The sequence below is a fragment of the Micrococcus sp. 63XJN7_6_ISO-PGPR-S23-444 genome (assembly GCF_058072765.1).
This window is the reverse complement of record NZ_CM176516.1, coordinates 2,216,836-2,226,224: the sequence shown is the minus strand read 5'-3', so window position 1 is coordinate 2,226,224 and position 9,389 is coordinate 2,216,836. Positions and strand designations below refer to the sequence as shown.

At 73.3% G+C, this 9,389-nt stretch carries 11 protein-coding genes; 5 read left to right on the top strand and 6 right to left on the bottom strand.

Features of this window, described 5'->3' with window-relative positions; all coding sequences use genetic code 11:
* The first annotated feature begins 7 nt into the window (after positions 1-7).
* Positions 8-1,039, top strand: a complete 1,032-nt coding sequence (adhP, locus tag AC3RJ9_RS10240; protein WP_073117416.1) for an alcohol dehydrogenase AdhP — start codon at positions 8-10, stop codon at positions 1,037-1,039.
* 154 nt (positions 1,040-1,193) lie between these two features.
* On the opposite strand, the gene AC3RJ9_RS10235 is transcribed toward adhP, so the two are convergent.
* A complete protein-coding gene (locus tag AC3RJ9_RS10235) occupies positions 1,194-2,096 on the bottom strand; it encodes an alpha/beta hydrolase family protein (protein WP_145950798.1) in 903 nt (300 codons plus the stop codon).
* Between the two features lie 48 nt (positions 2,097-2,144).
* Here AC3RJ9_RS10235 and AC3RJ9_RS10230 point away from each other — a divergent pair, with 48 nt between their 5' ends.
* Both AC3RJ9_RS10230 and AC3RJ9_RS10225 read left to right on the top strand, forming a co-directional pair.
* Positions 2,145-2,585: a hotdog fold thioesterase gene (locus AC3RJ9_RS10230; RefSeq protein ID WP_036316750.1), complete on the top strand. Its 441-nt coding sequence runs from the start codon at positions 2,145-2,147 to the stop codon at positions 2,583-2,585.
* A complete protein-coding gene (locus AC3RJ9_RS10225) occupies positions 2,582-2,899 on the top strand; it encodes a putative quinol monooxygenase (RefSeq protein ID WP_036316747.1) in 318 nt (105 codons plus the stop codon). The genes AC3RJ9_RS10230 and AC3RJ9_RS10225 overlap by 4 nt, the downstream gene beginning before the upstream one ends.
* Before the next feature lie 147 nt (positions 2,900-3,046).
* Here the strand turns inward: AC3RJ9_RS10225 and AC3RJ9_RS10220 are convergent, their stop codons facing one another.
* Complete coding sequence (locus tag AC3RJ9_RS10220) at positions 3,047-3,601, bottom strand: SRPBCC family protein (protein ID WP_036339559.1); 555 nt, start codon at positions 3,599-3,601, stop codon at positions 3,047-3,049.
* A 215-nt stretch (positions 3,602-3,816) separates the two neighbouring features.
* On the opposite strand from AC3RJ9_RS10220, the gene AC3RJ9_RS10215 reads away from it, so the two are divergent.
* Positions 3,817-4,824 (top strand): IS481 family transposase, encoded by a 1,008-nt coding sequence (locus AC3RJ9_RS10215; RefSeq protein ID WP_136939979.1) that lies wholly within the window; start codon positions 3,817-3,819, stop codon positions 4,822-4,824.
* 9 nt (positions 4,825-4,833) lie between these two features.
* Positions 4,834-5,247: a DUF4259 domain-containing protein gene (locus AC3RJ9_RS10210; RefSeq protein WP_036339561.1), complete on the top strand. Its 414-nt coding sequence runs from the start codon at positions 4,834-4,836 to the stop codon at positions 5,245-5,247.
* A gap of 52 nt (positions 5,248-5,299) precedes the next feature.
* On the opposite strand, the gene AC3RJ9_RS10205 is transcribed toward AC3RJ9_RS10210, so the two are convergent.
* Genes AC3RJ9_RS10205 through AC3RJ9_RS10190 form a run of 4 tightly spaced genes read right to left on the bottom strand, consistent with a single transcriptional unit; the run spans position 5,300 to position 9,226 of the window.
* Positions 5,300-7,777: a heavy metal translocating P-type ATPase gene (locus tag AC3RJ9_RS10205; protein WP_206495874.1), complete on the bottom strand. Its 2,478-nt coding sequence runs from the start codon at positions 7,775-7,777 to the stop codon at positions 5,300-5,302.
* Positions 7,778-7,780: 3 nt separating this feature from the next.
* Positions 7,781-7,999 (bottom strand): heavy-metal-associated domain-containing protein, encoded by a 219-nt coding sequence (locus tag AC3RJ9_RS10200; protein WP_098094125.1) that lies wholly within the window; start codon positions 7,997-7,999, stop codon positions 7,781-7,783.
* Positions 8,000-8,040: 41 nt separating this feature from the next.
* On the bottom strand, positions 8,041-8,421 hold the full coding sequence (locus tag AC3RJ9_RS10195) for a metal-sensitive transcriptional regulator (protein WP_002856860.1): 381 nt from the start codon (positions 8,419-8,421) through the stop codon (positions 8,041-8,043).
* A gap of 10 nt (positions 8,422-8,431) precedes the next feature.
* Positions 8,432-9,226 carry an arsenate-mycothiol transferase ArsC gene (locus AC3RJ9_RS10190; protein ID WP_127435491.1) on the bottom strand — a complete coding sequence of 265 codons (795 nt, stop codon included), beginning with the start codon at positions 9,224-9,226 and terminating at the stop codon, positions 8,432-8,434.
* Between the last annotated feature and the right edge of the window lie 163 nt (positions 9,227-9,389).

Genomic DNA, 9,389 nt, shown 5'->3' with positions numbered 1-9,389 from the left:
ATCCCCCATGACCACGATGAAGGCAGCCGTCGTCACCCAGTTCGGCACAGAGGCCGACGTCACGGAGGTCGAGCGTCCGACGCCCGGCCAGCACGAAGCGCTCGTGAAGCTCATCTCCTCGGGCGTCTGTCACACGGACCTGCACGCGATGGAGGGCGACTGGCCGGTGAAGCCGACCCCGCCGTTCATCCCGGGCCACGAGGGCGTGGGCATCGTCGAGGAGGTCGGACCCGACGTCGAGAACCTCAAGGTCGGGGACATGGTCGGCAACGCGTGGCTGTGGCGAGCGTGCGGCCACTGCCAGTACTGCCGCACCGGGTGGGAGACCCTGTGCGAGGAGCAGGTCAACGGCGGCTACTCCGTGGACGGTTCGTTCGGTGAGTACATGCTCGTGGATGCCCGCTACGCGCCCGTGATCCCCGAGGGCGCGGACCCGATGGAGGTCGGCCCGATCCTGTGCGCCGGCGTCACGGTGTACAAGGGGCTGAAGCAGACCGAGGTGCGGCCCGGGCAGTGGGTCGTGATCTCCGGCATCGGCGGCCTGGGGCACATCGCGGTGCAGTACGCCGTGGCGATGGGCATGCGCGTGGTGGCCGTGGACGTCGCGGACGACAAGCTGGCGCTCGCCTCTCGGCACGGCGCGGAGCTGACCGTGAACGCGAACGTCGCGGACCCCTCCGTGGAGATCCAGGAGAAGATCGGCGGCGCCCACGGTGTGCTCGTCACGGCCGTGCACCCCCAGGCGTTCGGCCAGGCCATCGCGATGACCCGCCGCGGCGGCACCATCGTGTTCAACGGCCTGCCCCCGGGCGACTTCCCCGCGCCGATCTTCGACATCGTCCTCAAGGGCCTGACCATCCGCGGTTCGATCGTGGGCACCCGGCAGGACATGGTCGAGGCACTCGAGTTCTACGCGGCCGGGAAGATCCACCCGACGTTCCACACCCGTCCGCTCACCGAGATCAACGACGTGTTCGACGAGATGCGCCACGGCAAGATCGAGGGCCGCGTCGTGATCGACTACGCGATGCAGGACTGACGTGTCGCCTGGGCGTCGGCTGGGCGCGGGGTAGTATCGGCACATCACGCGCACCAGTGCGACGGCGGTCGTCCCACCCGGAGATCCGGGCCGGGGCGGCCGCCGTCGTCGTCGCGGGGACGGGGCGGGCCGCAGCGCGCCCGACGCCCGAGCCTCAGCGGGCCGCGTCCGGGGCGACCCCGTCGCGCAGCCACTCCAGCGTGGCCGGCCAGAAGGTCGGCGCGAACCGCGCGTGGAGCAGTCCGAAGTGCCCGATCTCCGTGACACCGAGCTCCTCCGGCCGCACCCGCCAGCGCACCGTCCGCCGGCCCGGCGAGTAGGCGTCCGCGCGGTCGAGGGCGGCGTCGGTGCCGAAGTCGTCGTCGACGGGCGCCACGATCAGCGCGTCCGCCGTGAACGCGGCCAGACGACGGCGCAGCTCGTCCCGGCCGGCGGCGGTGCGGGCGCTCGCGGTGAAGTCGCGGCGGCTGCGCGCCCAGTCCAGGGCGACCCCGCGCGGCAGGTCCTCGAGCCAGCCGAGCCGCCGCCCCGGGAAGTGACCGCGGGCCAGCGTGATCGCCGGCATCGCCGCGTGCCACCGCGCCCACATCCGCACGCGCCCCGGCCGCGCCCGGTAGTCCCGCCAGTGGGCGTGCTGACCGCCGACGGCCACATGGCGGGCCACGTGACGCGCCTCGTCCGCGAGCCCGATGCCGAACCCGCCGTAGCTGTGGCCCACCGTCAGGAGGGGGCCGGGCAGGTGCGTCCGGGCCCAGCCGAGCACGGCGTCCGCGTCGAGGGCGCCCCAGTCCGCCCACCGCGCCTGCCGGGCCACGGCGAACGGCTCGCGGGACTCCCCGACACCCCGGTAGTCGAACGTGACCGCGTGGAACCCGTGGCCGGCGAGGAACTCGGCGTAGCGCCGGTAGTACGTGGCCTTCACCCCGGTCGCGGGGGCGATCACCACCGCGCCGGCGGGCCGGGCCTGGGGCGCCGTCGTGGGGGCGAAGTGGCGGGCCGCGAGCACGAAGCCGTCGCGGGCGCGGAGGCGCGCGGGGGTGGAGGTGGTCTGCGTCACGCCGCCACCCTAGGCGCGGGGCGGCGCGACCTGCGACACAATGGGCCCATGACTGAGACCCCCCAGAGCTCGTCCGGCCAGAGCCGGGACGAGATCCTCGCCCGCCTCGAGGAGATCTACGCGAACGACCCCGCGGTGCGCGAGCACGGCGTCACCCTCGGCGAGGTGGCCGAGGGCCGCGTGGTGCTGCACCGCGACGTCACCGCGGACATGGTGAACTCCCACGAGATCTGCCACGGCGGCTTCCTGTTCCACCTCGCGGACTCGGCGCTGGCGTACTGCGTGGCGACCTTCGGCGCCGCCCCCGTCACCCGGCGCGCCGAGATCACCTACGTGGCGCCCGCCAGGCTCGGCGCGCACCTCGTGGCGACCGCCCGCCAGTCGGTGGAGTTCGGTCGCGACCGCATGATCGAGGTCGGCATCGAGGCGGACGGCCAGCTCGCAGCCTGGTTCACCGGCCACTCCACGAGCCCGCGGGTGCACGCGTGAGCGCCGGGCAGGGCGCGACGACGGCCGGTCCGGTCATCGAGTCGGTGGAGCTGCACGTGGCGGCGGGGGCGGAGGCGGCGTTCGAGGCCGCCGTCGCCGAGGCCGAGCCGCTGTTCCGGGACGGGGGCGCGACGTCCTTCGCGCTGTCCCGGCAGGTGGAGGACCCGGCGCGCTACCGGCTGCTGATCGGCTGGCGCACGCTCGAGGACCACACCGTGGCCTTCCGCGAGTCCGACTCGTTCCTCGCGTGGCGTGCGCTCGTCACCCCGCACCTGGCGCAGCTGCCGGCCGCGACCCACTGGTCCGCCGTCTGACCCCCGCACCCCCCCGCTTTCGTTCGGGAAACGGCGGTCGTCAGCGCGTTTTCGTTCGGGAAACGGCGCGAGGGCTGACCTTTTCCCGCACGAAAGTGCGCCGACACGCCGCCGTTTCCCGAACGAAAGTGCGGAGACGCGGTCGGTTCAGAGGTGGCGGCCCGCCAGCCGCGTGAGGCTCGACTGGATGCCCCGCCCGTTGTCCGCCGGCACGCGCAGCAGCTCGTACGCGCGGCGCACGGCCGGCCGGGCCCACGAGTAGTCGAAGGTCTCGGTGACCTCGGTGGTGCCGTCCCCGTTGTCCTGGAACGCCCAGCGCCACCGGTGTCCGCCCGGGTGGGCCCACTCCACGAGCTCGTCCTCGTCCACGGCGGTGGCGGTCAGCGTCATCGTGTACGGCACCCCGTACTTCCGCATGGCCACGCGGAACCGGTCGCCCACGGCCAGCCGGTGCGGCCCGCTCACCTTCGGCCGCACGGTCCCGGACCCGTCCGCCTCGTGATGGCGGTGCGGGTCCGCGAGCATCGCCCACAGCTCGTGCGCCGGCGCGGCCACGGTGGCCCGGTAGGACACCTGGTGCTCGCCGGTCTCCACGCGCTCGGGCCACGCCGCCTGCGGGGCGGCCTGCGGCAGCCCGGACGACGACGGCGCGGCGGACTCGGTCTCGGGGGTGGCGGACGAGGGGGTCGGCTCGGTGCTCATGTCGCCCATTCTAGGAACTGCCGCGGACACCGGAAGCGGAGGCGACGGCACCCCTCGGCGGGACACCACAGCACTCTTGCCGGGGCCCACCCCGGGCCTAGGTGTTGTGGGTCATGAGGTTCTTGACATCCGTACCGGGCTGAGATGAGACGAGTGGGCCCCGCCCCGCAGGATGGAAGTTCCTCAACAACCCACCTGCCAGAAGAGACCCACTCATGACTCACGCTAACGCACCCCTGACCCCCACTGGCCGTCTCAGGATGGTCCACCGCCACCTGCACGACGGGATCCCGCAGGCACACGTGGCCGCCGAGTTCCGGGTGAGCCGGCCCACGGTGGCCACCTGGGTCGCCCGCTACCGCGCCCAGGGAGAAGCCGGCCTTCAGGACCTGCCCAGCCGGCCGCACCGTTCACCTGCCCAGCTCGATCCGGTCCTGGTCGCCCAGATCCACGCCCTGCGGCGGGAGCGCAAGTGGTCCGCACGGCGCATCCATCACCACCTCGTCTCCGAGGGCCACCGGGTGTGTCTTCGTACCGTGGGACGGTGGCTGCACCGGGCCGGGATCTCCCGGTTACGGGACCTGACCCCGGCCGGAGAAGACCTGCGCCAACGACCCCAGAAGATCACCGCGAGAGGGCCGGGGCACATGGTGCACCTGGACGTGAAGAAGATCGGGAAGATCCCTGACGGGGGCGGCTGGCGTGCTCACGGACGTGACAGTGAAGCAGGCCGTGCTTCCAAGCGTGGTGCAGGCCGGCGGGTCGGCTACACCTATCTGCACTCGGCGATCGACGGGTTCACCCGGCTGGCCTACACCGAAGCGTTGGAGGACGAGCGGGCGGCCACGACCGTGAGCTTCTACTGCCGGGCGAGGGCGTTCTTCGCCGCCCACGGCATCACCGTGGACCGGGTGATCACGGACAACGGGAACAACTACCGGGCCGTGGACTTCACCGCGAAGGTGGTCTCACTCGGGGGCCGGCACCACCGGATCCGCCCCTACACCCCGCGCCATAACGGGAAGGTCGAACGGTACAACCGGCTGATGGTCGATGAGGTCCTCTACGCCCGCCCGTACTCCTCAGAGCAAGCTCGGCGTGAGGCCCTGCAGGTGTGGGTGAACCACTACAACTACCATCGGCCTCATACCTCCTGCGGAGACGCTCCTCCGGCCTCACTGGCACCGACCCGAGTCAACAACGTCATGCCCTCCTACACCTAGGGTCAGGTCATGGGCGCATGGGGCAGAAACGTCTTCCAGAACGACACGGCGCTGGACATCGTGGACGAGGTCCTCGACGGTACCTTCGACCTCGACGAGTTCCGCAGGAACTTCCGTCGCGACGAGGACGAGGGCTACCTGACCGCGAGCCAGGGCGCCGCACTCCTCACCCTCGGGGCGCTCGTGCGGATCGCTCGGAACGAGGACCACGCGGACCTCGAGGCCCTGCTCGAGCACGCGGAGGCGGACGAGGTGGACCTCACCGCCTTCATCGGCCAGTTCTCGGACGAGGACATCGAGACCCTGCGCGAGCTGATCGGCGTGGTCATCCGCGAGCCCTCCTGCTCCGAGCTCTACCAGCTCTGGGAGGAGTCCGGGGAGCTCGAGCAGTGGCTCGAGTACTCCCGCGAATGCCTGCCCTGACCGGCCGGCCGGCCGGCCGGGGTGGACCCGGCTCGGCCGGCCCCGCCCCGGCTCACCGCGCGTAGCGGGTGAGCCGCAGCGAGTTCAGCACCACGAGCACGCTCGAGGCCGCCATCGCGCCGCCGGCGATCATCGGGTTGAGCAGGCCCAGGGCCGCGACCGGGATGCCGAGCACGTTGTAGGCGAACGCCCAGAACAGGTTCATCCGGATGATCCCCAGCGTGCGGCGGCTCAGGTCGAGCGCCTGGACCACCTGGTGCAGGTCGTCGCCCATCACGGTGATCTGCGCGGCCTCGCGGGCCACGTCCGTGCCGGAGCCCATCGCGATGCCCATGTCCGCGGCAGCCAGGGCCGGGGCGTCGTTGACGCCGTCGCCGACCATGGCCACCACGTGACCCTCGGACTGGAGCCGGCGGACCACGTCCACCTTGTCCTCGGGGCGCACGCCGGCCACCACGTCCTCGGCCGGGATCCCGACGGCGGCCGCCACCTGGGTGGCGACGGCGGCGTTGTCCCCGGTCACCAGCAGCGGGCGCAGGCCGAGCTCCTTGAGCCGGGCGATGGCGTCCGCCGAGGTCTCCTTCACGGTGTCCCGCACGGACAGGACGCCCGCCACGCGGCCGCCGACCGCGACCCACACGGCCGTGGCGCCGGCCTGCTCCGCCGCCTCGAACGCGGCACGGTGCTCGGCGGGGATGCCGCCGTCGAGGGCGGTCTCGAGGACGGAGCCGCGGCCGACGGCCACGCGGACCGGATCCGGGCCGGCGGCGCCGTGCGCGCCGGAGCCGAGGGCGCCGTCGTCGTGGGGGAGGGCGACCAGCCCGGACACGCCGCCGCCGGCCGTGGAGGCGAAGTCCGCCACGCCGGGCACGGTCAGGCCGCGCTCCTCGGCGCCGGCCACGATCGCGCGGGCGATCGGGTGCTCGGACCCGCGCTCGACGGCGGCCGCCAGGGTCAGCAGGACGTCGGCGGCCTGGTCCGGCGCCGTTTCGTCAACGAAAGCGCTCCGGGAGGCGCCCGTTTCGGCCACGAAAGCGGGGTCGAGGACGAGCACGTCCGCCAGCGCCATGCGGCCCTCGGTCACGGTGCCGGTCTTGTCCAGCACGATCGTGTCCACGGTGCGCGAGTCCTCGAGCACCTCGGGGCCGCGGATGAGGATGCCCAGCTGCGCGGCGCGGCCGGTGCCGGCCAGCAGGCCGACCGGGGTCGCCAGGCCGAGGGCGCACGGGCACGCGATCACGAGCACGGCCACGCCGGCGCGCAGCGCGGACGGCAGGTCGCCGGTCACGATCATCCACACCGCGAAGGTCAGCACGGCGATCCCGAGCACGATCGGCACGAACACGGCGGAGATGCGGTCGGCCAACCGGGCCACGCGCGCCTTGCCGGTCTGCGCCTCGGAGACGAGCCGCCCCATCTGGGCGAGCGTCGTGTCCGAGCCGACCCGCGTCGCGCGGGCCACGAGCCGGCCCGAGGTGTTCAGGGTGGCGCCGGTGAGGGCGTCCCCGGGGCCGACCTCCACGGGCACGGACTCGCCGGTGAGCAGGGAAGCGTCCACGGCCGAGGTGCCCTCGAGCACCTCGGCGTCCGTGGGCACCTTCTCGCCGGGGCGGATCAGCACGACGTCGCCCGGCGCGAGGGACTCGGCGGGCACCGTGCGCTCGGCGTGGGTCTCGGGGTCGTAGAGGGTGGCCTGGGCCGCGCCCAGGTCCAGGAGGGCGCGCAGCGCGGCGCCGGCCTCACGCTTGGCGCGGGCCTCGAGCCAGCGGCCCAGCAGCAGGAACGTGGTGATGACCGCGGCCGTCTCGAAGTACAGGCTGTGGTGGGCCATCTCCGCCATGGTCCCGCCCACGTGGGCGGTCATGTCCGGCGCCAGGATCAGCTCCACGGCCGAGTACACGAAGGAGACGAGCACGCCCACGGACACGAGGGTGTCCATCGTGGACGAGCCGTGCCGGGCCGCGCGGAACGCCGCCGAGTGGAACGGCCACGCCGCCCACAGCGCCACGGGCGCCGCCAGGGCGAACGCGACCCAGCCCCAGTGCGGGAACTGCAGCGCCGGGACCATGGAGATCAACACGAGCGGCACCGTCAGCACCGCCGCGCCGATCAGGCGCGGCGTGAGCACGTCCTCACTCGGACCGTGGGCCATGTGGTCGTGGTGGTCCACGCCGTCATGGTCCGCGGCGTGGCCCTCGCCGTGGTCGGAGGTGTGCGCGTGCCCGGCGTGTCCCGCGTGTCCCGCGTGCCCGGCCTGGCCGGCCGGCGGGGCGGGACGGCGCACCGTGGCGCCGTACCCGGCCTTCTCGACGGCGGCCACGAGCTCCTCGTCCGACACGCCGGCGGGCGCGGTGACGGTGGCCTGTTCGAGCGGCAGGTTCACGGACGCCGTGACGCCCTCGAGCTTGCCCAGCTTGCGCTCGACGCGACCCACGCACGAGGCGCAGGTCATGCCGGTGACGTCCAGGTCGACGCGGCGGGTGGTCTCGGTTTGCGGGCCGGCCGGGGTGGAGGAGGCGGGGTGGGTCATGGGTCAGGCCCCCACCAGCGTGTAGCCGGCCTCCTCGACGGCGGCGCGCGCGGCGGCGGGGTCGAGGGGGGCCTCGGAGGTGACGGTGGCGGTGGAGACGCCACCGGAGTTCAGGTCCACGTCCACGGCGGAGACGCCGGCGATCTCGCCGAGCTCCTCCTGGACGGAGGCGACGCAGTGGCCGCAAGTCATGCCGGTGATCTTCAGGTCGGTGGTGGTCATCTCGTGCTCCTCGTGCGGTGGTGGGTGGGCGACGGCGCCGGTCAGCGCAGCAGGCGGCCGAGGGCGGCCGTCGCCTCGGCGACCTTCTCGTCGATGAGCTCGGTGCGGCCTTCCGCCTCGGCCTGCACCGCGGCCTCCGCCACGCAGTGACGCAGGTGCTCCGAGGTGAGGTTCAGGCTGAGGGACTGCAGCGCCTTCGTGACGGCGGCGACCTGCGTGAGGACGTCGATGCAGTACACGTCCTCGTCCACCATGCGGTGGAGGCCGCGCACCTGCCCCTCGATGCGGCGCAGTCGAGCGAGGTGCTTCGCCTTGTCCCGGTGCACCTCGTGCGGGGGCCGGTGGCCGTCGCAGGCGTCCGCCGCGGCGGACGGAAGGGGCGAGGCGGCGGCGGGCGCCGTCGTCGTGCTGTCCGTGCTCATACCCCCTGTTCTATACCCCAGGGGGGTATAGGTCAAGGGGTCGGCCGACGCGGGTGCCCTCCTCCGGCAGCGGGGTGGCGGCTTCGCCCAGATCGGCGATCAGGCCGCGGACCTCCAGGTCCAGGGCGTCGCGCACGCCGCGCACCTGCTCGAGGCTCATGCCGCGGATCGACGGCACGGACCACTTCTGCACCTGCGCGCCCTCGGGGATCTCGAACGGATCCGCGCCGTCGAAGAGCACCACGATCTCGGCGGCCCGGAGCACGTCCGGGTCCAGGCCCTTGGTGTACGTGTGGTGCAGCGGGATGCCGATCTCGTTCATCGCCTCGAACGCGGTGGAGATGACCTCGCCGGCGGGCTCCGTGCCGGCCGAGCGGGCCCTGACCTCGCCGTGGGTGCGGTTCTCGAGCAGGGCCGCGGCCATCTGCGAGCGGCCGGCGTTGCCGTGGCAGACGAACAGCACACGCGGGTGGCGGGACTCGATGCTGCCCTGGTTGATCGCCCTGGCGCGCAGGCGCGAGGCGGCATGCTGCACCGAGATGGTCGGCAGCATCTCCGGGTGGCGGCTCGTCGCGGCGAGCTCGGCGTAGGAGTCGAACAGGACCTGACGCGCCGTCGCCTCGTCGGCCACGCCGGGGAAGCGCGCCATCAGCGGCCGGACCTCGCGCTCCAGCACGTGCGCGGCCATCCCGTGCGGCACGGGGTCCACCGGGGCGAGGGTGTCCGGCGCGGCCGTCGTGTCCAGCGGCATGTCGTCCACCGCCGGTGCGTGATCGGCGTGGGGGTCCGGGGGGATGGGGGCCATGATGCGAGTCCTCCGGGGAAGGCGGTCGGCTGAACGCGAGGTGAACGGGTGCCCCCACCCTGCGACGTCGGGTGTGCCGGCGCAAGCCTTGACGGGATCCCTCCGCGCCCGACGACGCTGCTCGCCGCCGTCGTCGGGGCGGTGGCCGACGCCCGGGCCCGGA